This window comes from Roseicyclus amphidinii (assembly GCF_030163755.1).
GTDB classification, from domain to species: Bacteria; Pseudomonadota; Alphaproteobacteria; order Rhodobacterales; family Rhodobacteraceae; genus Roseicyclus; species Roseicyclus amphidinii.
This window is the reverse complement of the sequence record NZ_JASJOE010000007.1, coordinates 44578-68070: the sequence shown is the minus strand read 5'-3', so window position 1 is coordinate 68070 and position 23493 is coordinate 44578. Positions and strand designations below refer to the sequence as shown.

Sequence of the window (23493 nt, the reverse complement as noted above, 5' to 3'; positions counted from 1 at the left end):
CTCCTGGCGGCCAGCCTAGCAAGCCTGCCCGCCCGCGGCCACCGGTCAGGCCAGGTAGCCGCGCATCGCCTGGTAGATCACCGCCGTCGCCGCATTGGCGAGGTTCAGCGAGCGGATATGCGGGCTGCGCATCGGCAGGCGAAAGATGCGGTCCTCGTGACCGGCAAGGATCTCGGGCTGCAGGCCCGTGGTCTCGCGCCCGAAGACGAGATAGGCATCGGCAGGATAGGCCGGGTCGTAGACCGTGCCGCCCGTGCCGTCATCCTCGAAGAAGAACAGCTGGTCGCGCCGCGGCGCACGCTCGGACAGGAACGCGCCCCAGTCGTCGTATTCCGACAGCCGCACATGCTGCCAGTAATCCAGCCCCGCCCGCCGCACGGATTTGTCCGAGATGTCGAACCCGTAAGGCCGGATCAGGATCAGTTCGAGGTCGAGCGCCACGCAGGTCCGCCCGACGCTGCCGGTGTTTCCGGGGATTTCGGGCGTGACCAGCACGACCTTCATCTCCGCGCGCGGCGGCTCAGACATTCGGCTTGCCCTCGAGCCCCAGCAGGCTGCGCATGCCGGTCCAGAAAGCAGGCAGGCGCGGCGCGCGGTTCAGCTCGGCCAGCACCTCGTCGCGCAGGCTGGGCTTCAACTCGGCGGCGGCAAAGCCCCGCGCCCAGTCCAGGATCGCCGGCCCGTCCTCGGGGCGCAGCCGCACCGCGCTGCCGACCAGCCCCACGATGGTGCCCGCGGGGGAATACCATTCATCCTGTATCCCCCGGATGCGCTCGGGCATCACCACGCCGACGCGCCGCACCAACCGGCTTTCCGAGAAGCGCAGCAGCAACCGGCCCATCTGCTCGCGCGAGTAGCCGATGAGCGGCGGGAAGGTGTCGAAAAAGATCGGCCCATCGGCATCGAAGGCGAAGTTGCGGATCGAGGGGTGATAACCGATGCGCTCGGGGCGCTGCGCGACCCGTGCCCAGAACTCGGCGATGCCGGAGGCCGCGGCCTCGAGGATGGCCAGCGCTTCGGGCAGCGTGGCGGCCTCGATCTGCGGGCGCATCATCAGGCGGTCGTCCAGCGCCTCCTGCACGATGACGGGCTGGATGTAGCCCGCCTCGTTCAGCAGCAGGAAGCGCGTGTCCGGCAGGCGCACACCGGCCCAGCGCAGCACCTCGACATAGGCGTCGTGGCGGCGGCCCAGCTGCTCGAGCAGCTCGGGGTCGCGCCCGCCGCGATAGGTCTTGATCACCCGGTCCGAAAGCGGCCCTTCGGCGGGCCGGAAGGGCGCGCAGAAATAGCCCAGCCGGCTGACCGGCTCACCGCGCGCGCGCAACGCCTCGCGCACCTGTCCCGCAAGTTCGCTCATCGGTGTTTGCCCACGCTCCAGCCCGTCGCCCCGGCAAGACGCTGCTCGCCCTTCGAGAGCGGCAGATCCTCCAGCGCCGAGCCCATCGAATCGTTCCAGCGGTTCAGGTAGCCGAACAGCGCCACCACCCCCATGATCTCGACGATCTGGCCCTCGTCCCAATGCGCGCGCAGCCGCGTGCCCAGCTCTGGCGTGACGGCGTTGGGCACTTGCGTCGCGGCATGGGCAAAGGCCAGCGCGGCCTTCTCGGGCTCGGTGAAATGGGGGCTGGCCTCGAAGTCGAAGACATCGTTGAGCCGCGCCTCGCTTGCGCCGAAGCGCTCCGAGGCAAGGATCATGTGCGCCTGGCAATAGAGACAGCCCGAGGACTGGCTCGAGACATAGCCGATCAGCCGCTTGAACTCGGGCGTCACGCCCGCGCCGTAATCGGTCATCACCGCGACGTTGAGGTCAGTGAAGGCACGCGCGATCGGGGCGCGATGCGCCATTGTGCGGACCGAGTTGGGGATCACCCCCAACGGTCCCTTGAAGAACTGCACATGCTCGCGCAGGTCCGGCTCGATCTCGGCTTCACCGAGCGGCGGAACAAGGGCCATGACATTTCCCCCCGTGGTCGTGGCGAAGGAACAGGCTGCCCCGCGGCCCTGCCATGTGCAAGGCGGCCCGGGGCGTCGTTGACCCTGTCCATCGAAGAATGCGGCGAGGCGTTGCCAACCCGCCACGCCTGCACCGGCATGGCGGACAGCGCGCCCCCTGTCGCGGTTCTTCTGGCACAGTTCCCGAACGGCCGCTAGGCTCAAGGCCATGACCGAGCGACAGCAAGATCCGATCCGCCCCACGGATGACGAGGCCCGCGCGCTGGCCCGCGACCTCATCACCGAGGCGCGCTTCGCCGCGCTGGGGGTGACCGACCCCGAGACGGGCGCGCCCATGGTCACGCGCATCGCGCTGGTCCCCGGCCCGGACGGCGCGCCTTTGACGCTCATCTCGACGCTGTCGGCGCATACCGCGGCGCTGGCCGCGCATCCGGCCTGCTCGCTGCTGATCGGGGAACCGGCCGCGCGGGGCGACCCGCTGACCCATCCCCGCCTCACGCTGCATGCCCGGGCCGAGCCCGCCGACAAGGCGGCGCTGCGCGACCACTACCTGTCGCTCTACCCCAAGGCGACGCTCTACTATGATTTCGGCGATTTCGGCCTGACCCGCTTCGCACCCGTGGCGGGCTTTCTCAACGGCGGCTTCGGCAAGGCCTACCGCCTGTCGCCCGCGGACCTGATGCCGTGACCGGCGGCGTCGATCCGCGCCTCGTCGGCATCTGGATCGTTCCGGGCGAGCCCCGCACCTACGAGGTCGACGCGGGCGGCGGCTACCATGTCGCCGACCCCGAAAGCCCGGTCAGCTTCGAGGCGGGCGGCGCGGTGATGCTCTGGGAGGGCGAGGCGCATGACCGCCTGTCCGGCTCCGGCGCGACGCCCGAAGGGCGCTGGCGCGGACGCGACACCGGGGCGGACTGGAACTTCGCCGCCGATGGCGGCTACACCGTCACGCTCGACGGTTCGACCGACCGGGGCATCTGGGCCTTGCGGCAGCAGGGCAACGCGCTCTGGACGCGGGAGGAGGTGGCCCGCCTGACCACGACGGGAGCCGAGGTGACCTATGCCCTGCGCGAGGGCGGGACGGTGACATATGGCTACACCGTGGGCGGCGGGCTCTGGACCCTGCACGACCCGAAGACATGGGTGGAACTGGCCCGTCTCGTGGACGCCACGACGCTGCCCGCCGCACCCTGAGCCGCTACCAATGCAGCGTGCCCGCCGCGCCCTTGATCCGCCCGGTCAGGTTCGGCGTGACCCAGCCGCCGTAGAAATCGCCGGGTTGCGGCACGACCTTGATGTCCCCCACCCATGCCGCATCGACCGAGGTCGCGTAGAAGGCGATGTGATCCCTGATCGCCTCGAACCGCGCGGTCGGCGCGGGGTAGCTCCAGGCCGCGTTGCGCGACCGTCGGCCGTTCAGGACGAGATCGACATAGGCCGCCCGCCCCTTCCATTCGCAGAATGTCTCGCGCGGGGACGGGACCAGCGCCGCCGACAGCACCGCCGCGGGCGGCAAGTAGTAGGTGGGGGCGTGGTGCGTCTCGAGCACGCGCCAGGCGCTGCCCGGCTCGGTCTCGGCGATGGGCACGCCCGCGAAGACGACCCTGAGGACGGCCTCCACCCGCTCCAGCCGTGGCGGGCGGGGGTAATCCTGGACGTTCTCGACGGGCAACAGGGTCATCGGCGGGCCTTTCCTGCCGCGCAGGTAGCGCGCCCCTTGCCCAAGGAAAAGCCCGCCCCCGGAACCGGGGGCGGGTCGGAGCGTCGCAGGCGCGACGGCGGTCAGACGTCGAACCGCGCCGTGATCTGCGCCGTGCCGCGCACCGGCTGCTGCCATTTCATCTGCAGCGTCCGCCCCCCCGCGCCCTGCCCCGGCTCGGCATAGGGCGTAAGGTAGACGGTGAAGTTGGAGCTGCTCTTCAATGGCCCCTCGGCGAGGAAGGACACGCCCCCCCGCACCGCGGACCCGAAGGGGGCGACATCGGACAGGTCCACGTTCCAGGTGCTGCTGGCCGTCCCCTCGACATGGCGCACGGTCACCGGGTTCTCGGTGCGCTTGACGATGCCGTGATAGGTGTTCCCGGTGAACAGAAGGTCCGACGTGCGCCCGAGGTTCAGCGTGGCAAAGGTGGTGTCCACCCCCTCCACCGCCAGCAATTGCGGGCCGCTGGTCTTCTTGAACAGGTTGTCGGTCACCGTCAGCCCGTTGATGAAATGGCCCGAACCATAGGGCTTGATCAGGATGAAATTCATCCACGGCGCGCTGCCGGTGGCGAAGAAGATGTTGCCGTCGAGGCTGAGGCCATGGAACGACAACCCGCCGTTGAAATCCGGTTCCGGGTCACGCTCGTTGCCCCATTCGATGTAGCAATTGTCGACGTAATTGCCTTCGAACGTGGTCTTGGCATTGCTGTCGCAGATCACCAGCCCCGCCGTCCGCGGCCCGTCCGTCACCCCGTCACCCTGGAAGAAGTGGTTGCCCGACAGGATGTTGCCGGTCCCCGCGATGACGCCGAAATGGCGGAACTTCACGGCGCGGTTGTCGCGGACCTTGATGTCGGAACAGTTGGAGTTGAAGGCGATGGTCGTGCGCAGGGGCGCATCGGTGCCCTGCTCGTTGGACAGGAACTGGCAGCGATCGATCTGCATCCCCTGGCACCCCTCGCCGGCCGAGGTGATGGCGCGATCCTTGGGGCCGGTGAAGAAACAGTCCTGGATCTGGAACACCAGCCCGTCCAGCGGCAGGTTGAGGCCCGAACAGGTGCCCGCGCAGAGAAACTCGATATCCGAGATCACGAAGCGTTGCAGGTTCTGCCAGCCGATGAAATCGAGCAGATACTGGAACCGGGTAAAGGTGTAGGCTTGGGTCACCGGTGCCCCGTGCAGCGCGCCCGAGAGCGTCACGCGCCCGCCCGCCACGTCCTTGGAGGTGACGTAGATCTCGCGCCCGACGCCTTGCCCCGCGGTGACGAGCGCACCCAGCGGAATGCTCGCCACGTTCGACAGGCCGGTGATCCGCCGCGGGTCCGAGGCCGACCACGTGCCGGTCCGGGTATGCACCTCGTCGTTCCATGCGGTCGAGGAACCCGCCGCCAGTTGCCCGTTCCTGAGCACACGGCGGTTGGCATAGGTGTTGCGGTTGCCGACGACCGCCTGCACGTCGATCGGCGCATCGAGGATCACGCGCCGCCCGCACAGGTCGAACCCCTCGTGATCGGATTGGTTGAACAGTTGCTGGATGCCCTTCTTCAGGCCCGTCACCTCGTCGCCGAAGGCTTCGGAATAGCCCTTGAGGTCGAACGTCGCGTTCAACGCAAGGCGGGCGTCCTCGGGCATCACCAGCCGCCCCTCGAAACGGACGGGGTTGAGCATCGTCAGGCTGGAGCCGATGAAGTAATTGCCCGCGGGCACCATGACCTCGCGCCCGGCGGCGGCCTGGTCGGCGGCGACGAATGCCGCGCGGTCGTCGGTGACGCCATCGCCCACCGCGCCGAAATCCTTGACGTCGACCCAATCCATCAGCTTGCGCAGGAAGGCGCTGGTGACATCCTCGACCGCGATGCTCTCGATGCGGACCTGGCCGCCGTTGGGGCCCGTCAGGTCGAGGCCCATGTGCCCGTAAGCCGCCCCGGTGCCCCAGGGCATCGTCACGCCCCCCCGCGCGCCGGTGCCGATGATCGCCGAGACGGTCACCACCTCGCCATAGGCGGTCAGCGTGATCGCGGGCCCGGTCTGCACCACGCCGCCGAGGTTCTGTCCAGCAGCATTGGCCGCGAAGGCCGCGATGCGCACCGTCGGCAGGTTGCCCGACAGCACCTTCACCCGCGCCGAGACCCGCAGGTAAAGGCCCGGCACGATCGGCGTCTGGCCCATGTAGCGCAGGCGCGTCGTGCCCTCGGTCTTCAGGATCTCGAGGCAGCTGCCGAAATCCGCATCCGCCGCGACAAGCCCGGCATTGGCCGCACTGGCCCATGTGTCGCTGCCCGGCGTGCCGTCCTGCCGCGACCAGACGCCCAGACCGTCCGAAAACGGCGGCGGCATCAGCACCAGACCGTCGGTGATCACCTGGTTCATGTCATACCCCTTTCCGCGCCGGAGGCACCCGCGCGCGCTCATGTTGCCGGGCCGGAACAAGGGCAACCGAGGCGCCCTGTCACGGACCCCTCGGTTGTTGAAAGCAATGTCTGAAGAAGCACCCCGGCCGGTTTGCAACCGAAGGTCGCACCGGTTCTAGCCTACAGGGGTTAACACCGGGTTAACGCGGGGTCGGCCAGCGGGCGGATCGCCGGGATCAGACGCCCAGATCGGGCGCGCGCAGCACCTGAACCCCGTTGATCCGCCACCCGGCATCGGTCTCGACCATGGCGTAACCGAGGTAATGGGCGTTGCCCTGCGCGTCGATCACCTGCACCCGCTGCACCAGCAGCCCGCCCAGGCTTTGCAGGTCGATGAAATCGACCTCGCCGGGGGCCCAGACCATCGGGTAGCCCTGTTCGACCATGCGGGCGAAATTCTCCTCGGTGCGGAACAGGCCCTGGATGTTGGGGCTGGCATAGGTCCAGGCCTCGGCCACGTCGCCCGCGCGGAAGGCGTCGAACTGGCCCTGGATCGTGGCCTCGATGTCGGGGTTGGGGGCGACGACCTCCTGCGCCCCGGCGGTGAGGGCGGCGAAGGTCAGGGCAAGGGCGGCAAGCAGGATGCGCAGCATGGTGGGCCTCCGGGTCGGTGATCTGCCCGAAGGCACGTAGCGCGCCGGCCCAAGGTTTCACGCCCGTGCCGGACCCGTCACAGGTCGGGCACGCCTGCACACGGCGCCGAAAGGCGCGCGGGCGTGCCCCACCCCGCTTCAGGCGGCCAGTTCGCCCGCCAGCCCCTGCGCGATCAGGGCGCGGGTCTCCTCGATGCCGTAAAGCGCGATGAACCCGCCGAAACGCGGGCCCTGGCTTGCCCCCAGAAGCACCTCGTAAAGCCCCGAGAACCACGCGCGCAACGGCTCGAAACCGTGGGTCTTTCCGATGGCGAAGACGATGGATTGCAGGAATTCGTCATCCTGCCAGTCGACCGCCGGAAGATCGGCCTCGCCCCCCTCCTGCGCGTTCTTGCGCGCGATGACATCGAGCGCCTTGTCCGCATCGCCAAGGCAGTCGTGAAGCTCGCGCATCGCCGCCGCCTCCTGCTCGGTCGGCAGCCGGAACACCCGCGTGGGCTTCACGAAATCGTGATAATACCGGATGGCAAAGCCCGCCGCCTGGTCGAGATCGGGGTTCCCCTCGGGCGAAGCCTCGGGCGCGTAGCGGCGGATGAAGCCCCAGAGCTTCTCCTTCTCCTCGGCGCCGGACACGCTGGCGAGGTTGAGCAGCATCGCAAAGGGCACCACCATCGTGCTTTCGGGCACGTCGCCGTTGTGGATGTGGTAGACCGGGTTGGCCAGTTGCTGCTCGACGGTCTGGCCCGGATAGGCGCGCAGCTGCTGGTGGTATTCGTCCACCGCCTTGGGAATGACATCGAAGTAGAGCCGCTTGGCGGTCTTGGGCTTGCCGAACATGAAATACGACAGGCTCTCGGTCGAGGCGTAGCTCAACCATTCGTCGATCGAGATGCCGTTGCCCGACGACTTGGAGATCTTCTGCCCGTTCTCGTCGAGGAACAGCTCGTAGGTGAAGTGATGCGGCGCGGGCTGACCCAGGATCTCGCAGATCGCGTCATAGATCGGCGTGTTGGTGCTGTGATCCTTGCCATACATCTCGAAATCGACGCCCAGCGCGGCCCAGCGCGCGCCGAAATCGGGCTTCCACTGCAGCTTCACGTTCCCGCCCGTCACCGGCAGCGTCCATTCGCGCCCGTCCTCGTCGTCGAAGGTGATCGTGTGGTCGGCAGCGTTCACCTCCTTCATGGGAACGTAGAGAACGCGCCCCGTCTCGGGGTGGATCGGCAGGAAGATCGAATAGGTCTGCTGCCGCTCCTCGCGGAGCGATTTCAGCATCACCTTCATGATCGCGTCATAGCGTTCGCAGGCGCGCTTCAGCACCTCGTCGAACTGGCCCGTGCGGTAGAACTCGGTGGCCGAGTAGAACTCGTATTCGAACCCGAAGGTGTCGAGGAACCGGCGCAGCATCGCGTTGTTGTGGTGGCCGAAGCTCTCATATTCCCCGAACGGGTCGGGCACGCTGGTCAGCGGCTTTTGCAGATGCGTGCGCAGCTCGTCCTGGTTGGGGACGTTGCCGGGCACCTTGCGCATCCCGTCCAGGTCGTCCGAGAAACAGATCAGCCGCGTCGGGATGTCCGAGATCACCTCGAAGGCGCGCCGGATCATCGTCGTGCGCAGAACTTCGCCGAAGGTCCCGATATGCGGCAGGCCCGAGGGGCCATAGCCTGTCTCGAACAGGACATACCCCTTCTCCGGCGGCGCGTTTTCATAGCGTTTCAACACCGCCCGCGCCTCTTCGAAGGGCCAGGCCTTGGAGGTCATCGCGGCATCGCGGAGGGTGGTCATCGCTGTCGGTCCCGTATCGAAGGCGGGCCCGATTGCCCGCGCGCCCTCGCCCTATTGTGCGGGCGCGGCAAGGTCAATAAATACCCCGCAACCGCCGAAGGAGCACGCCCATGTCCGAGATCAGCCCGCAGGATGCCCTCGTCGCCGTGATGGTGGCCGTCTCCGTGTCTGACGAGGCGATCCGCACCGCGGAGCTTGTGAAGATCGAGCAGATCGTGAACCACCTGCCCGTCTTCGGCGATTACGATGCCGACCGGATGCGGCAGGTCGCCACCACGGTCTTCGACCTCTTCGAGGAAGAGGACGGCCTGGACGCGCTCTTTGGCCTGGTGACCGAGGCGCTGCCCGAAAAGCTGTTCGAGACGGCCTACGCGATCTGCTGCGACGTGGCCGCCGCCGACGGCACGCTGGCGCAAAGCGAGCTGCGCTTCCTCGAGGAGTTGCGCCACACGCTCGACATCGACCGCCTGCATGCCGCCGCCATCGAACGCGGCGCACGGGCGCGGCACATGACGCTCTGACCGCTCAGGCAGGCTGGGCTTCGGCCTCGTCCTCGGCGCGCTCCGCCTCGGCCTGTTCGGCGGCCCAGACGCCCGCCGCCTCCACCGCAACGACCGTCGCCGTGGGCAGGACGCCGAGGTAGCTGTCGGTCTCTTCGGTCATCGTCACGGCGGGGCGCTGCGTCATGCGGTAAAGCGCGTAAAGCGCCATCGCCGCGAAGGTGGCGGCCAGCACCAGCCAGAAGGCATAGGCCCCGAAGGCGTTCATCGCCCAGCCCGTCGCAAGCGGCCCGAGGATCGCACCCAGCCCGAAGGTGAAGACCAGCCCGCCCGAGGCCGCCGCCATGTCCTCGGTCGGCAGGAAGTCGTTGGTGTAGGCCAGCAGCAGCGCATAGAGCGGCGTGGTCATGCCCCCCGCCAGCAGCGCCGCCCCCATCAGCGGCCAGAGGCCGAGACCCTCGAGCCAGCCCGCGCCGCTTCCCGCCAGCCAGCCCAACCCGCAGGCCGCCGCCCCCATCACCGCCGTGCCGAAGATGACCTGCCGCCGGTCCAGCCGGTCCGACAGCCAGCCGATCGGGTATTGGAAGATCAAGGCCCCTGCGAACAGCATCGCCACGAAGAGCGCGATCTCGGACGGCGACAGCGCGATCTCGCTGCCGAAGACGGCCCCCATCCCCGATTGCGTGGCATAGACCCCGCCCAGCATGAAGATGCCCACCGTCCCCAGCGGCGAGCCGCGGAAGAGCGCGATCAGCGACATCGGGCGCGCCACCTCGACCGCTGGGGCCGGTGTCACCGACAAAAGTATCGGCGCGAAGGAGATCGAGACGAGAATGGACGCCCCGATGAAGAGCGCCGAGTTCGCGGCATCGCCGAGCGTCAGCAGGCCCTGCGCCCCGATGATGCCCAGCGTCTGCGCGATCATGTAGGCCGACAGGACCTTGCCGCGCGTCTCGTTGGTCGAGGCGTTGTTGAGCCAGCTTTCGGCGACAACATAGATGCCCGACATGCAGAAGCCGATCAGCACGCGAAGGATCGTCCAGGCCCATGGCTCGGACAGGAGGGTAAAGGCGATCAGGCCCGCCGACATGAAACTGCCCAGCGCCGCGAAGACGCGGACATGGCCGACGCGCTGGATCAGGCCGGGCGTGAGCCGGGCGCCCGACAGGAAGCCGAGGAAATAGCCCGAGGTCACGACCGCCAGTTCCGCGGCCGAGAAGCCCTCGATCCCGCCGCGCAGGCCGATCAGGGTGAAATGCATGCCGTTGCCCAGCATGATCAGGATGATCCCGAGCATCAGGGCCCAGACACCGGACAGCACGTTCAGCATGGCGACTGCTCCTTGTCTCGCGGTCTCGCGGTCTCCCACCTGTCCCACACGCTGCGCCGCAGCGCATTTGCTGCAACGCCGCATCGGATGCGATTTGCGACGCGCGGAGTATCGAGTTTCGCGCCTTGCCGGCTATGCTCGTCGGCCATGCCGTCAGCGTCATGACCAACGGTTGCCGATGTCGGAGTGTTGCATGTTCAAGCGCGTCAGCGACATCGCCCTTCTGCTTTCCTTGTTCATGCCGATTATCGCATCCGCGCAGGGCGTGACGGAAAGCAATTATCAACATGTCGATCCGGCCCACGCGATCCGGGCTGAAGGCCCCTACATGGCGCGCAGCAACGGCGACGGCAGTTTCCGCCTGCGCGACCTCGTCATCGCGGGCAACGTCGGGCTCGACGCCCGGGGGCTGCTTGTCCCGACCCTGCCCGCTCCGCCCGAGGGGCACAGCACGCTCGCCGTTCTGTTCGACGAAGACATCTGCGTCGTGGCAGTGGTCGTGATGCTTGACGTGGGGGGCGTTCGCAACAGTGTCGAAGTCGCTTTCGACTTCATCGACAGGGACGGCGACCTGATCGAGCGCGAGATCAGGTTTCCCGCGGGCGGCAACACCCGGCAGGCCTTCAGCGCGGACGGGTTCGCCAGCCGCTTCGCGGCCCTGCGCCTGACCGCGCCCGAACGCGGCGCGCTCGGCATTTCGCGGCTGCGTGCCCTGCCCTGCAGCCTCGGGATGTCCTGATCCCTGACCCGCCCTGCCGCATTGCCCCTGCGCCGCAAACCTGCGACGTTCCGCCAGTCATGACTGCCCCTGTTACCCTGCCGCTGTGGCTTTTCGCGCTGATCCTGCTCTTCGCGGGGGTGACCTTCGCGTCGCATTTCCTGTTTCCCTCGGTGCGCTGGTTCCTGCGCCGTCGCCTCGAACGGGCGGTGGACGAGCTGAACAAGCGGCTCAAGCGCCCGATCCAGCCCTTCAAGCTGGCGCGGCGCACCGATACGATCCGCCGCCTGATCTACGATCCCGAGGTTGCGCAGGCCATCGCCGACCACGCCCGCGACAACCGCATCCGCGAGGATGTCGCCTTTCAGAAGGCCGAACGCTACGCCCGCGAGATCGTTCCGGGGTTCTCGGCCTTCACCTATTTCGGCTTCGCCATCCGCGCCGCCCGCATCCTGAGCCAGTCGCTCTACCGCGTGCGGCTGGCCCGCGCCAACGATCCCGCGCTCGAGGCGATCCCCGAAGACGCCACCGTCATCTTCGTGATGAACCACCGCTCGAACATGGATTACGTGCTGGTCACCTGGCTGGTCGCCGAACGCTCGGCGCTGGCCTATGCGGTGGGTGAATGGGCGCGGGTCTGGCCGCTCAGGCAACTCGTGCGCGCGATGGGCGGCTATTTCATCCGCCGCCGCCACAACAACGCGCTCTACCGCAAGGTGCTGGCCCGCTACGTGCAGATGGCGACCGAGGCGGGCGTGACGCAGGCCGTGTTTCCCGAAGGCGGCCTCAGCCGCACAGGGCAACTGGGCCGGCCCAAGCTCGGCCTGTTCTCCTATATCCTCGACGGATTCCGGCCGGGGCGGTCGCGGGACGTGGTCTTCGTGCCCGTGGCGATCAACTATGACCGCGTTATGGAGGACCGCAACCTTCTGGACGCCCACCAGAAGGGCACGCGCCGCTTCCGCTTTTCGCTCAGGCCGATCTACCGCTACCTGCGCCGGCAGCTCTGGCTGCGGCTGACGGGCCGGTTCCACCGCTACGGTTATGCCGCCGTCAGCTTCGGCGACCCGCTCGACCTGGGCGGGTTCCTGGCCGAAGGGCACGAAGACCCCACCCGCGCGCTGGCCGCCGAACTGATGGGCCGCATCGCCGATGTCATGCCGGTCACACCCGTGCCGCTGGTGGCCCATGCGCTTGCCGAGGGGGGGCGCTCGGTCGTGGCGATCGAGGCGCTTCTGCGCCGCCGGATCGCCGAAGCGGGAGCGCGCGGCGTCACGATCCACATTCCGCGCGACGACATCGCCTATACCGTCGAGGCGGGCCTGCGCGCCCTGATCGAGCGCCGCCTTGTGGCGCGGGAAGGCGACCGGCTGACCCTGCCCGACAGCGGCCTCGACCTCGTGGAGTTCTACGCCGCATCGGTTGCGCATCTTCTGCGCGAGCGCGGCGCGGACCACGACCGGACCGGGCACTTGCCGACAGCCTCTGCGACATAATATTTCAATAAACGGCGTTTTCCCGTTTGATTTGTTGCGCGGCGGCCGATATCTCTCGCAGCAGCAGCACAATTGATTCCGCATTGCGGCATCAGCAAGGGAACGGAGACATGACGATGGCCCTCGACGCGAACCCCGCGATCGCCAGTTACGACGCGCCGAAGAAAGACCTTTACGAGATGGGCGAGATCCCGCCCCTCGGCCATGTCCCCGCGCAGATGTACGGCTGGATCCTCCGGCAGGAACGCCACGGAGAGCCCACCGAGGCGCTGAAGGTCGAGGTCGTGGATACGCCCACGCTCGACAGCCATGACGTTCTGGTGCTCGTGATGGCGGCGGGCGTGAACTACAACGGCGTCTGGGCCTGCCTCGGCAAGCCCGCCTCGGTCTTCAACCAGCACAAGGCCCCTTATGCGATCATCGGCTCGGACGCCGCGGGCATCGTCTGGGCGGTGGGCGACAAGGTCACCCGCTGGAAGGTCGGCGACGAGGTCGTGGTCCATTGCAACCAGGACGACGGCGATGACGAGGAATGCAACGGCGGCGATCCGATGCTCTCGCCCAGCCAGCGCATCTGGGGCTACGAGACCGCCGACGGCTCCTTCGCGCAATTCACCCGCGTGCAGTCGCAGCAGCTGATGCCGCGCCCCAAGCACCTGACCTGGGAAGAAAGCGCCTGCTACACGCTGACGCTCGCCACCGCCTACCGGATGCTCTTCGGCCATGAACCCCATGACCTGAAGCCCGGCCAGAACGTGCTGGTCTGGGGCGCGTCGGGCGGGCTCGGCTCCTTTGCGATCCAGCTGATCAACACGGCGGGTGCCAATGCCATCGGCGTGATCTCGGAAGAGGACAAGCGCCAGTTCGTCATGGACCTTGGCGCCAAGGGCGTCATCAACCGCAAGGATTTCAACTGCTGGGGCCGCCTGCCCGAGGTGGGCACCGAGGAATACAAGGAATGGTTCGCCGAGGTGCGCCGCTTCGGCAAGGCGATCTGGGACATCACCGGCAAGGGCGTGAATGTCGACATGGTCTTCGAGCACCCCGGCGAGGCGACCTTCCCCGTTTCCACCTTCGTGGTGAAGCGCGGCGGCATGGTGGTGATCTGCGCGGGCACCTCGGGCTACAACTGCACCTTCGACGTGCGCCACATGTGGTCGCATCAAAAGCGCCTGCAGGGTTCGCATTTCGCGCATCTCAAGCAGGCCGCCGCGGCCAACAAGCTGATGCTGGACCGCCGCCTCGACCCCTGCATGTCCGAGGTCTTTCCCTGGGAAGACCTGCCGCAGGCGCACATGAAGATGCTGCGCAACGAGCACAAGCCGGGCAACATGGCCGTGCTGGTGCAGGCCCCCCGCACCGGGCTGCGCACGCTCGAGGACGTGCTGGACGCAGGTCCGACAGCCGGGTGAGCAAGACCGCCTCGCCCCGCCGTGCGGAGGACACGGCGGGACGCGGCGGGGCGAGGCGGGGCGAGCGGGCTTGGGCGTGGCGGCGTTGTTCCCGTGCAACCCCCGCGCCTCCGACCGGCGGCGGGGGTGCCCCTTTCGGGCCACATGCTCTAGAACGGGCGAAATGCCAGTAGACCCGTTGCCAGTGCCATGACCCCGGACGTTCCGATTTCCGTCACCACCCGTTTCTCGTTCCTCGGGCTCTCAGGCTGGAAAAGCGAACCTTCGCGCAATCCCGAGCTTCTGTTCGAGGACAGCCGCCTGAAAGGGCGGCTCGTGTTGTTCGAGACCGTGGCGCTGGCCTCGCTCGCGGCCCAGACCGATCCGGATTTCCACCTTCATGTCCTGACCAGCGACCAGATGCCGGGATGGGCGCTCGAGCGGCTGCACGAGATCTCTGTCACCGCGCTGGGGCCCGAGCGGGTCACCATCGACCCCCGCCCCGAGGGGCGCGCCCGCAAGTTTCACCGTATCCACCTGCAACAGGCCTATGGCGACCGGCGCGTCGCGCAGGTCGTGCTGGATGACGATGACGGCCTCTCGGCCGATTTCATGGAGATCCTGCGCCACAGGATCGCCGAGGCCGAGGAGGCCGGGCACCTGCCCGACCTCGCGGCGCGGCATTTCCTGTCCTTCCCCTTCGGCTACGGGTTGGTGCATTCCGACGGGCCGACCGAACTGTATCGGCACCGTTACAAGCTCATCAACCTCGGGCTGACCATGCTGGGCAACAGCGACAGGTCGATCCATTCCATCGACCACCGCAACGAGCCGAACAAGGTCGGGGTCACGACCGACGGGACGCAACCGATGTTCCTGCGCTCGGTTCACCACCTCAACGACAGCCGCGTCGAGGTGACGGACCGCTGGAAGAAGGTGCCCGACTGGCGAGCCGAAGCCGGGTTCGAAGAGCGGTTCGGCTATGTCGCGCCGCTGCTCGAGGGGCCGCCGCTTGCCGCCCGCCTTTAGGGCGCCGGGCCTCAGGCCATGACGGCCACGAAGAGCGCGATGACCAGGGCGACAGCGCCGCCAAGGCCCATCACGCGCCGCCGCCTGCGCCGGTCGATCCTCGAGGTGCCGCCGGCATAGTCGAAGCGTTCGTAGATCACCCGCTCCATCGGCAGGCCGAGCGCCAGCAACCCGTCCGACACCGCGGTGACCATCGCGCCCGGCCCGCAGATCAGCGCGACCACCCGCGCAGGCTCCAGCCCCTGCGCCAACTGCGCCAAGCGGCCATGATCGAGCCGCCCGACCTCGCCCGGCCAGCCGGCCGCGTCCTGCTCGCTGACCAGCAGCACCTCGAGGTCGAGCGTCGCGCGGGCGGCCTCGATCTCGGGCAGGCAGGCGAACTTGGCGGGGTCCCCCGCGGCGTAGGCCAGCCGGACGGGCCGCCGGTCACCGCGCGCGACCAGATCGCGCAGAAGCCCCATGATCGGCGCGATCCCCACGCCGCCCGCGATCAGCAGGACCGCGTCGGCGGGATGCGCCTCGAGGGTGAAATCGCCGTAGGGTCCGTCGATCCCGATCGGTGTGCCGGGGGGCAGGCTGCCGATCCGGTCGGTGAAATCCCCCGCCTGCTTGACGATCAGGCGCAGGCCGGGGCGCGCCGGGCTGCCCGCGATGGAAAACGGGTGATCGAACAGCGGAAAGCGCCGCGCGCCCTCGGTCATCCAGACGAATTGACCCGCCGTGTAGGCCAGTTCGGGCGTGCCAGGAGCGGGCTGGATGTCCAGCTCCCACATGCGGCCCGGATGCCGCGTGACCGAGGCCAGCCGCCACGCCCCGCGGTGCAACTGCGCCCAGCGCCAGCCGTAGAGCACCGCGAGGACCGCGACCACCGCGGCCCCGACGCCCCACCACAGGAGGGGCATGCCCCCAACCATGCCGAAACGTCCCACGGTGATCGCGTGGTGCAGGCCCGCGCCGAGCGCGAGAACGGACAAGGCCACATGCGCACCGCGCCAGAGCTCGTAGCGCAGCGGCAACCGCTCGCGCAGCGCCGAGGCCGGAACCAGCACCGCGAGGGCGGCCAGCGCGATCACCCCGCTTCGATAATGCGGCAGCGTGAGATAGGCCCGAAGCCGCTCCCACGCCAGGCCGGGGTCGGCCAGCCAGGTGGGCAGCACGTAGATGAGCGGATGCAACAGCAGCGCCAGCAAGACCCACCACGCGGCGATCTTGTGAAAGGACATGACCCGGTCGATGCCGATGCGGCCAGAGACCAGCTCGAACCGCCCCGAGGTCACGGCCTGCACCGCCATCGCGGCAAGGCCCACCATGCCCAGCGCGGCCGCCGCGATCTCCCATGTCGCGGCCGGGGCGGCGCTGCGCGTGACGGCAAGGACCAGTGGCGCGGCGCAGGCCAGCACATAGAGCGGCCCGAGGGCGCGAGGGGGCAGGCGCAAGCCTCTCCTGCGACGCGCTGCGTCGGCCTCATGATCGGGGACTGTCATCGGATGATCCTCGAGTCTTGGTCCCTCAGCCGTGGCAGCACGGAGCCGGGCGGGCCTTGATCCGTGTCAAGGAAAGGAACCGCGGCCCGATTTACCCTTTCACCGACAAGAATGTCACAAGGGGGTGCCCCGATGCCGCGCACATTGTCATGTATCGTCTGCCTGTCGCTCCTGCTTGGCTGGGCGGTCGCGTCGGCCGCACAGGCGCAGGGCCATGACCTGTCCGCGATCACCGAGGCCTGGCTGGCCGGGCCGCATGGCGACTACCGCGCGCCCTCCTACACCCATTGGAACGCGGAGGGCGAGGTGCCCCCGGCCTGCGCGGCCTGCCATTCGGAAACCGGGTTCCTCGACTGGCTGGGCGCGGATGGCACCGCCGCGCTCTCGGTCGAGCATCCGGCGACGATCAACACCGCGATCGGCTGCGTCTCGTGCCATGTCGGCGAAGCCGAGGCGCTGGAGGACGTGCCCTTCCCCTCGGGGATCACGCTGACCGGGCTCGGCCCGTCGGCCACCTGCACCGCCTGCCACCAGGGGCGCACGCATTCCGGCACCGTCGAGAGCGCCGTGGAGGGTCTGGGGCCGGACACGGTTGCCGAAACCCTGCGCTTCATCAACGTGCATTACGGCGTCGCGGCCGGCGTCAGCGCGGGCGACCTCGTCGACACCGGCTACCACTATGCGGGGCGCAGCTACGCTGGCCGCTTCACCCATGTGCCAAGCGCGGGCACCTGCGTCGCCTGCCACGAGCCCCACAGCGGCGAGGTGGCCACCGAGGGCTGCGTCGCCTGTCACCAGGGTGTCGAGGACATCACCGCGATCCGCACGCGCCACGCCGATTTCGACGGCGACGGGCGCCGCGACGGCGGCATCCGCGACGAAATCGCGGGGCTTCACGCAGGGCTCGGGGACGCCATCGAGGCCTATGCCCGCGATGTGATCGGCACGCCCATCGTCTATGCCGCGGGCAGCTTCCCCTATTTCTTCACCGACAGCGACGGCGACGGCACCCTGTCCGAGGCCGAGGCCGTCTTTCCCAACCGCTACGCAAGCTGGACGCCGCGGCTCCTCCGGGCGGCCTACAATTACCAGGTGGTCGCCAAGGATGCGGGCGCATGGGTCCACAACCCGGCCTATGCGCTGCAGCTGCTCCATGACAGCCTGGTCGACCTGTCCGACGGGGTCGGGATCGACACCACCCGGCTGGTGCGGCCCTGAGCCCGCGGGGTCGGGCGGCCCGGTCCCTGCCCCGCTCAGGAGGCGGCCAGCGCCTCGGCCACCACGGCCTTGAGCGACAGCCCCTCGACCGGCGCGAAGCCGAGCGCCTCGGTGCCGAGGTAGGCGCGCTGGTTCAGCGCGGTCCACCCGTTCACCGCGAGCCGGTAGGTCGCCGCCGGATCGACGTCGATCTCGGCGGCATGGACGAAATCGCCCGTGCGCTGGTCGAGACTGGCCGCGCGGTGCTGGTTTGCCCGCGTGAGGATCCGTGCCAGTTCCTGCCCCGACACCTCGGCCACCTGCAGATCGCCGTCGAAGCGGATATAGGCGTCGAAATCGAAGCGCGTCACCGGCCCTTGCGGGAGCGGCTGGCCAAAGGTCGTGTGGCCCAGCATGGCGATGTCGGCCCCGGTCGCGGCGCGCACGGCCTCGGTCGCAAAGAGGATCGAGGCGGCAAGATCCCGCGCCACCCGGCTTTCGCCGATCACCGCGCGCTCCTCGTCGGTCAGATGCGCATCCATCTGCGCCGCGATGCTCGCGGCAAGCGCCGCATCCCCCTGCATGTCGGGCGTGATCGGGCGCATCTCGACGCTGGGGCGCATCCCCGGCGCAAGCCCGATCACCGTCAGCATGCCGCCTCAGGACCCGCCATGGACATAAGGCGCCGCGGCATCTTCGCTCACGAAACTCAGGTGGTCATGGCCGCCCACCATCGCCGTTCCCGCGGGCAAGGTGGGCAGGATCGCCTTGTCGTCGGCCACGCCCGCATGGCTGAGCAGGATCGAGACATCCGAGCCCGCAACGACGCCCGGGAAGGCATCGGCGGCGAAGCCCGCGGGATCGAGGAATTGCAGGGTTCCGCGCACGGGCGCGCGGTAGACGAAGGGGTTCGTCGGCGCGAGGCCAAGCACACCGATCCGCAGACCGCCCAGCGCGACACGGGTCGACACCGGCGCGAAGAACCGGCCGCGCCTGGCGTCGATCAGGTTCCCGATCACCTCGACGCCGAGGCCCTCGGCCACGGCGACCGTCGTGGCCATGTCGTCGACCAGCGCGGTCTCGTGATTGCCGAGGTTCAGGATGACCGGACCGCGCAGCGTGAGCGCCGCGAGAAACTCCAGGTCGGCCACCCCGCCCGAGCGCAGCGCCACGGCATTGCCGCGCTCGAAGAGATCGCCGTTGATCGCAATCGCCACCGGCAGGCCGCTTTCGGCGCGGATGCGGTCGATCTCTGCCAGAAGCTGCGGCAGGCGCGCATAGGGGGAATGCAGGTCGGCCAGCGACAGGACAAGGGCGTGCGCGCCTGCATGCTGTGCGGACAAGGGGCGCGGCAGAAGGGCCGCGGCGGGCAGGGACGCAAGCCCGCCCAGCAACAGGCGGCGGCTCACGGCGGCGGTCATGCGATACGTCATGACAAAGGGTCCCGATCTCGGTGCAATGCACAGGGATCGTAAACCACGGGTGGTGAAGGTTCCATGACGCCTGCGGGCGCGGGTGCCCGCGGGGCCCCTGCCGCGTTGCCCGCGATCAGGCCGCGCCCGCCCCGTCCGCCGCCGCCCGGATCGCCTGGATGTTGCGGCCATAGACCTCGGGCGCGTCGACCGAGCCACCCTTGAACACGGCCGAGCCCGCGACAAGCACGTCGGCCCCGGCCGCGGCCACCAGCGGCGCGGTGACCGGGTCGACGCCGCCGTCGATCTCGACATGCACCGGGCGGTCGCCGATCATCGCGCGCAGGCTCCGCACCTTGGCCGTCATGTCGATGAACTTCTGTCCGCCGAAACCGGGGTTCACGGTCATCACGCAGACCAGATCCGCCAGGTCGAGCAGATGCGCCACCGCCTCGGCGGGCGTGCCGGGGTTCAGCGCGACGCCCGCCTTCATGCCCGCGCCGCGGATCGCCTGAAGCGTGCGGTGGATATGCGGCCCGGCCTCGACATGGGCGGTCAGCACATCGGCCCCGGCCTCGGCATAGGCGTCGATATAGGGATCGACGGGCGCGATCATCAGGTGAACGTCCATCACCGTCTTCACATGCGGGCGAAAGGCCTTCACCGCCATCGGGCCGAAGGTCAGGTTGGGCACGAAATGCCCGTCCATCACATCGACATGGACCCAATCGGCGCCGTGCGCCTCGATGGCGCGGATCTCGGCCCCGAAATTGGCGAAATCGGCGGACAGGATCGACGGCGCGATCTTGATGGAACGGTCGAACGGCATCGGCAGGGCCCCCTTGGCAAAACGCCGCCCTGTTAGCCGCTTCGCCCGGCGCTGTCACGGGGCCAATCCCGCCGCCGGGTCACGCTTGCCAAGGTCATGGCCGCGTGACACGATTTAAGGCATGTCCCAGACCGCCGACACCACCATGACCGCGCCCCATTCCACCACCGCGCCCGGCCATCTGCCGCAGCTTCACAGGCCCCGCAATCCGGGGATGCCGCTGGACCTCGACTGGGTCGCGCGGGTGCAGGCCAACACCTCGGCCATCGAACGCCGCGCAGCCACGTTGCCCGGCCGCCGCACGGTGAAGAAAGAGTTTCAGGCCGCCTGGCTCGCCCGCGCGATCACGCTGATCGACCTGACGACGCTTGCGGGGGACGACACGCCCGGCCGCGTCCGCCGGCTTTGCGCCAAGGCGCGCCAGCCGGTGCGCGCCGATCTGCTGGAGGCGCTTGGCCTGCCCGGCCTGACCACGGGGGCGGTCTGCGTCTATCACGAGATGGTGGAAACGGCAGTCGAGGCGCTTGAGGGGTCGGGCATCCCCGTCGCCGCCGTCTCGACCGGCTTTCCCGCGGGCCTGTCGCCCTACGCGCTGCGCGTGAAGGAGATCGAGGAAAGCGTGAAGGCCGGCGCGCAGGAAATCGACATCGTCATCTCCCGCCGCCACGTGCTGACCGGCAACTGGCAGGCGCTCCATGACGAGATGCGCGACTTCCGCGCCGCCTGCGGCGAGGCGCATGTGAAGGCGATCCTTGCGACAGGCGAGCTTGGAACGCTGCGCAACGTCGCCCGCGCCTCGCTGGTCTGCATGATGGCGGGGGCGGATTTCATCAAGACCTCGACCGGCAAGGAGAGCGTGAACGCCACGCTGCCCGTGAGCCTCACCATGATCCGCGCGATACGCGCCTATGAGCAGGCGACCGGCATCAAGATCGGCTACAAGCCTGCGGGCGGCATTTCCAAGGCCAAGGACGCGCTGGTCTACTTGTCCTTGATGAAAGAGGAACTGGGCGACGACTGGCTGCGGCCCGACCTCTTCCGCTTCGGGGCCTCCTCGCTTCTGGGCGATATCGAACGGCAACTCGAACACCACGTCACCGGCGCCTATTCGGCGGGCTGGCGGCATCCGATGGCATGACGGCAGGGCGCGTTTTCCTGCAGGAAAACGGCACGAAAAACTGCAGTTTTTCGGCGCGGAAAACTCGCGTTTTCCGGTGCCGCGACAAGGGACACGGAACATGACCACTGCCCAGATCTTCGACAGCATGGACTACGGCCCCGCCCCCGAAAGCGCCGCCGAGGCGCTGGAGTGGATCGCCACCCGCGGCCCGGCCTTCGGCCATTTCATCGACGGCGGCTTCACGCGCCCCGGCGAAACCTTCGCCACGAAAAACCCTGCCACAGGCCGCGAACTGGCCCAGATCACCCAGGGCACGGCGGAGGACGTCGACGCTGCCGTAGCGGCCGCGACGAAAGCCTTCCCCAAATGGTCAAAGCTCTCCTGCCACGCGCGGGCGAAATACCTCTACGCGCTGGCCCGCCTGCTGCAGAAACACGCCCGCCTCTTCGCCGTGCTGGAGACGCTCGACAACGGCAAACCGATCCGCGAGGCGCGCGATATCGACATCCCCCTCGCCCAGCGCCATTTCTACCACCATGCAGGGCTGGCCCAGCTGCGCGACGCCGAACTGCCCGGGCATCGGCCCATCGGCGTCTGCGGCCAGGTCATCCCTTGGAACTTCCCGCTGCTGATGCTCGCGTGGAAGATCGCGCCTGCGCTCGCCGCCGGGAACACGGTGGTGCTGAAACCCGCCGAATACACCTCTCTGACCGCGCTCCTCTTCGGTCATATCTGCCAGGAGGCGGGTCTGCCCCGCGGTGTCGTGAACATCGTGACGGGCGACGGGCGGACGGGCGAGGCCATCGTCACCCATCCGGGCACCGCGAAGATCGCCTTCACCGGCTCCACCGCCGTGGGCCGCCGCATCCGCGAACAGACTGCGGGCATGGGCAAGTCGCTGACGCTCGAGCTGGGCGGAAAATCCCCCTACATCGTCTTTGACGACGCAGATATCGATTCAGCCATCGAGGGGCTTGTCGATGCGATCTGGTTCAACCAGGGGCAGGTCTGCTGCGCGGGTTCCCGGCTTCTTGTGCAAGAAGGTATCGCCGGGGAGTTTCATGACCGGCTGAAGGCGCGCATGGCGAAGCTGCGCGTGGGCGACCCGCTCGACAAATGCATCGACATGGGCGCGCTGGTCGATCCCGTGCAGCACGCGGCCATTTCGCGGATGGTGGACGCCAACACCGAGGGCGAGACCTGGCGCGCGCCCGTCGAGATGCCGGAAACGGGCTGTTTCTACCCGCCGACGCTCGTCACCGGCCTGTCGCCCGCAGCACCCCTGATGCAGGACGAGATCTTCGGCCCCGTCCTCGTCTCGACCACTTTCCGCACGCCCGCCGAGGCGGTCGAGGTCGCCAACAACACCCGCTACGGGCTGGCCGCGAGCCTCTGGACCGAGAACCTGAACCTGGCGCTCGACATCGCGCCGAAACTGGCGGCGGGCGTTGTGTGGGTGAACGCCACCAACCTGTTCGACGCCGCCGCCCCCTTCGGCGGTCTGCGCGAAAGCGGGTTCGGCCGCGAAGGCGGGTGGGAGGGGCTGCAGGCCTATCTCGCGCCCGCCGCCAAGTGGGCCCCGATCAAACCCATCGCCCCCTTCCCCGCGCCCGAGGCCCCGGAGGCCCCCGGCCTTGACCGCACGGCGAAGCTTTATATCGGCGGCAAGCAGGCGCGGCCCGATGGCGGCTACTCGCACCCCGTCTGGTCGAAGCGCGGCGCGCTGCTGGGGCATGCCGGGATCGGCAGCCGCAAGGATATCCGCAACGCGGTCGAGGCCGCGCGCGGCGCTGGCGCATGGGCGAGGGCCAGCGCACACAACCGGGCGCAGGTGCTCTATTACATCGCCGAGAACCTCTCGGCCCGCAGCGAGGAATTCGCCCGCCGCATCCGCGAGCTGACCGCCTGTTCGGCGGCAAGGGCCGAGGCCGAGGTCGCACGCTCCATCGACCGGCTGTTCAGCTACGCCGCCTGGGCCGACAAGATGGACGGGCGCGTCGCCAATGTCCCGATCCGCGGCGTGGCGCTGGCCATGCGCGAGCCGGTGGGCGTGATCGGCGCGCTCACTCCCGACGAAGCGCCGCTTCTGGGCGCTGTCTCGCTGATCGCGCCGGCCATCGCCATGGGCAACCGCGTGGTGCTGGTGCCCTCGCAGCCCTGCCCGCTGGCGGCGACCGACCTTTATCAGGTGCTCGACACCTCGGACCTGCCGGGCGGGGTGGTGAACATCGTCACCGGCCCATCGCACGAGTTGGGCATGACGCTGGCGCGGCATCTGGACGTGGACGCGCTGTGGAGTTTCGCGGGCGGGGTGGATGCGGGCGCGCTGGAGACGGCGAGCGCGGGCAACCTCAAGCGGACATGGATCAACCGCGCCGCGCCGGACTGGGCCGGGCCCGAGGCGGAGGGGCGTGCCTTTCTGGACCAGGCGACCGAGGTCCGGACGATCTGGGTGCCCTACGGCGAATAGGGCCGGGCCTTGGCGCGGGTGGCAGGCTGCGGGAGCCTCCGGCGGGGATATTTGGGAAACGGAGAAGGGGG

The 23493-nt window shown here is 68.6% G+C and carries 22 protein-coding genes; 10 read left to right on the top strand and 12 right to left on the bottom strand.

The features are described 5' to 3' along the window. Positions 1 to 45: 45 nt before the first annotated feature. From QQK83_RS04115 to QQK83_RS04105, 3 genes are read right to left on the bottom strand one after another with little or no spacing between them, the layout of a single operon-like run. Positions 46 to 528, bottom strand: a complete 483-nt coding sequence (locus QQK83_RS04115) for a tRNA (cytidine(34)-2'-O)-methyltransferase (RefSeq protein WP_284261937.1) — start codon at positions 526 to 528, stop codon at positions 46 to 48. After that, positions 521 to 1357, bottom strand: a complete 837-nt coding sequence (locus QQK83_RS04110; protein WP_284261935.1) for a DUF6206 family protein — start codon at positions 1355 to 1357, stop codon at positions 521 to 523. The genes QQK83_RS04115 and QQK83_RS04110 overlap by 8 nt, the downstream gene beginning before the upstream one ends. Continuing rightward, positions 1354 to 1953: a carboxymuconolactone decarboxylase family protein gene (locus QQK83_RS04105; RefSeq protein WP_284261933.1), complete on the bottom strand. Its 600-nt coding sequence runs from the start codon at positions 1951 to 1953 to the stop codon at positions 1354 to 1356. Before QQK83_RS04105 ends, QQK83_RS04110 begins: the two co-directional genes overlap by 4 nt. 208 nt (positions 1954 to 2161) lie before the next feature. Between QQK83_RS04105 and QQK83_RS04100 the strand changes: the two genes are divergently transcribed. Then, positions 2162 to 2641 carry a HugZ family pyridoxamine 5'-phosphate oxidase gene (locus tag QQK83_RS04100; protein WP_284261931.1) on the top strand — a complete coding sequence of 160 codons (480 nt, stop codon included), beginning with the start codon at positions 2162 to 2164 and terminating at the stop codon, positions 2639 to 2641. Further along, a complete protein-coding gene (locus QQK83_RS04095; protein ID WP_284261929.1) occupies positions 2638 to 3147 on the top strand; it encodes a hypothetical protein in 510 nt (169 codons plus the stop codon). The genes QQK83_RS04100 and QQK83_RS04095 overlap by 4 nt, the downstream gene beginning before the upstream one ends. Positions 3148 to 3151: 4 nt before the next feature. Here the strand turns inward: QQK83_RS04095 and QQK83_RS04090 are convergent, their stop codons facing one another. The 4 genes from QQK83_RS04090 to QQK83_RS04075 form a co-directional block, all read right to left on the bottom strand. Beyond that, positions 3152 to 3634, bottom strand: a complete 483-nt coding sequence (locus tag QQK83_RS04090) for a DUF427 domain-containing protein (protein ID WP_284261928.1) — start codon at positions 3632 to 3634, stop codon at positions 3152 to 3154. 101 nt (positions 3635 to 3735) lie between these two features. Continuing rightward, positions 3736 to 6027 (bottom strand): glycosyl hydrolase family 28-related protein, encoded by a 2292-nt coding sequence (locus tag QQK83_RS04085; RefSeq protein WP_284261926.1) that lies wholly within the window; start codon positions 6025 to 6027, stop codon positions 3736 to 3738. Positions 6028 to 6244: 217 nt separating this feature from the next. Next, entirely contained in the window at positions 6245 to 6661 is a 417-nt protein-coding gene (locus QQK83_RS04080) for a DUF4864 domain-containing protein (RefSeq protein WP_284261924.1), read from the bottom strand. 138 nt (positions 6662 to 6799) lie between these two features. After that, positions 6800 to 8446, bottom strand: coding sequence for a lysine--tRNA ligase (locus tag QQK83_RS04075; protein ID WP_284261922.1), 1647 nt, complete (start codon positions 8444 to 8446; stop codon positions 6800 to 6802). Between the two features lie 110 nt (positions 8447 to 8556). Between QQK83_RS04075 and QQK83_RS04070 the strand changes: the two genes are divergently transcribed. Further along, positions 8557 to 8967, top strand: a complete 411-nt coding sequence (locus QQK83_RS04070; RefSeq protein WP_284261920.1) for a tellurite resistance TerB family protein — start codon at positions 8557 to 8559, stop codon at positions 8965 to 8967. A gap of 4 nt (positions 8968 to 8971) precedes the next feature. Here the strand turns inward: QQK83_RS04070 and QQK83_RS04065 are convergent, their stop codons facing one another. Beyond that, positions 8972 to 10276, bottom strand: coding sequence for an MFS transporter (locus QQK83_RS04065; RefSeq protein ID WP_284261918.1), 1305 nt, complete (start codon positions 10274 to 10276; stop codon positions 8972 to 8974). Between the two features lie 193 nt (positions 10277 to 10469). Here QQK83_RS04065 and QQK83_RS04060 point away from each other — a divergent pair, with 193 nt between their 5' ends. From QQK83_RS04060 to QQK83_RS04045, 4 genes are all read left to right on the top strand, one after another. Continuing rightward, entirely contained in the window at positions 10470 to 11015 is a 546-nt protein-coding gene (locus tag QQK83_RS04060) for a hypothetical protein (protein WP_284261916.1), read from the top strand. Between the two features lie 59 nt (positions 11016 to 11074). Then, positions 11075 to 12490, top strand: a complete 1416-nt coding sequence (locus QQK83_RS04055; protein WP_284261914.1) for a 1-acyl-sn-glycerol-3-phosphate acyltransferase — start codon at positions 11075 to 11077, stop codon at positions 12488 to 12490. A 116-nt stretch (positions 12491 to 12606) separates the two neighbouring features. Beyond that, the gene (ccrA, locus tag QQK83_RS04050) at positions 12607 to 13902 is read left to right on the top strand and encodes a crotonyl-CoA carboxylase/reductase (RefSeq protein WP_284261998.1); all 1296 of its coding nucleotides are present in this window, start codon (positions 12607 to 12609) and stop codon (positions 13900 to 13902) included. A 189-nt stretch (positions 13903 to 14091) separates the two neighbouring features. Continuing rightward, positions 14092 to 14910 (top strand): glycosyltransferase, encoded by an 819-nt coding sequence (locus tag QQK83_RS04045; RefSeq protein WP_284261911.1) that lies wholly within the window; start codon positions 14092 to 14094, stop codon positions 14908 to 14910. Between the two features lie 11 nt (positions 14911 to 14921). Here QQK83_RS04045 and QQK83_RS04040 read toward each other — a convergent pair whose 3' ends face one another. Then, complete coding sequence (locus QQK83_RS04040; RefSeq protein WP_284261909.1) at positions 14922 to 16346, bottom strand: ferredoxin reductase family protein; 1425 nt, start codon at positions 16344 to 16346, stop codon at positions 14922 to 14924. 180 nt (positions 16347 to 16526) lie between these two features. On the opposite strand from QQK83_RS04040, the gene QQK83_RS04035 reads away from it, so the two are divergent. Further along, entirely contained in the window at positions 16527 to 17612 is a 1086-nt protein-coding gene (locus tag QQK83_RS04035) for a polyheme membrane-associated cytochrome C (protein ID WP_284261907.1), read from the top strand. Positions 17613 to 17647: 35 nt separating this feature from the next. Here QQK83_RS04035 and QQK83_RS04030 read toward each other — a convergent pair whose 3' ends face one another. From QQK83_RS04030 to rpe, 3 genes are all read right to left on the bottom strand, one after another. After that, entirely contained in the window at positions 17648 to 18244 is a 597-nt protein-coding gene (locus tag QQK83_RS04030) for a 5'-nucleotidase C-terminal domain-containing protein (protein WP_284261905.1), read from the bottom strand. 6 nt (positions 18245 to 18250) lie between these two features. Beyond that, the gene (locus tag QQK83_RS04025) at positions 18251 to 19012 is read right to left on the bottom strand and encodes a metallophosphoesterase (protein ID WP_284261903.1); all 762 of its coding nucleotides are present in this window, start codon (positions 19010 to 19012) and stop codon (positions 18251 to 18253) included. Between the two features lie 127 nt (positions 19013 to 19139). Next, positions 19140 to 19832, bottom strand: a complete 693-nt coding sequence (gene rpe / locus QQK83_RS04020) for a ribulose-phosphate 3-epimerase (RefSeq protein ID WP_284261902.1) — start codon at positions 19830 to 19832, stop codon at positions 19140 to 19142. A 121-nt stretch (positions 19833 to 19953) separates the two neighbouring features. Here rpe and deoC point away from each other — a divergent pair, with 121 nt between their 5' ends. Together deoC and QQK83_RS04010 are read left to right on the top strand one after the other, a co-directional pair. Continuing rightward, positions 19954 to 20970, top strand: coding sequence for a deoxyribose-phosphate aldolase (gene deoC / locus QQK83_RS04015; RefSeq protein WP_284261901.1), 1017 nt, complete (start codon positions 19954 to 19956; stop codon positions 20968 to 20970). 100 nt (positions 20971 to 21070) lie between these two features. After that, on the top strand, positions 21071 to 23422 hold the full coding sequence (locus QQK83_RS04010; protein WP_284261900.1) for an aldehyde dehydrogenase family protein: 2352 nt from the start codon (positions 21071 to 21073) through the stop codon (positions 23420 to 23422). Positions 23423 to 23493: the final 71 nt, after the last annotated feature.